The following is a 407-nucleotide window of genomic DNA, read 5'->3' as shown; positions in this document are numbered from 1 at the left end:
GCTCAAGGTGCTAACGTGGGCAACCAATTGATGGCATATGACACGCCATTCCCAAACAGGATGCTGGCACCTGAAAGCAGAGATAATCACACAGGACAGGCTATGGAAACCACACCATTGCAAACACAACGAATTAATTCTAACTCTCTTAAACAGGTGTTCGCTGGTTTGCTTCATTTAATGAGAGAGAGTGGAGAAAGACACAATCAACAAATGCAGCTAGCTCAGCAACAAATGTTACAGCAACCAGTCATGGCGGGGTTTTTTCCAATGCCAAGGGGCCCCAAGGATTTTAAACCCCCGGTTGGTTTCTCTTAAAGGGAAACCTGTGGGGTTCTTTGGCGGGCAAAATAAAAAGCATTACGCGTAGGGGCTTTAAGAAGAACGGGGGGCTTTACTGTCTTGTT

General features: G+C 46.2%; 1 pseudogene. It reads left to right on the top strand.

The features are described from left to right. Positions 1 to 318: pseudogene (locus J7R10_RS09145) on the top strand (transglycosylase SLT domain-containing protein); the annotation flags it as partial. Positions 319 to 407: the final 89 nt, after the last annotated feature.

It is taken from the genome of Bartonella vinsonii subsp. berkhoffii ATCC 51672 (assembly GCF_902825225.1).
Taxonomy (GTDB): domain Bacteria; phylum Pseudomonadota; class Alphaproteobacteria; order Rhizobiales; family Rhizobiaceae; genus Bartonella; species Bartonella berkhoffii.
Note: the sequence above shows the minus strand (reverse complement) of the source record. Positions and strands in the feature narration are given on the sequence as shown.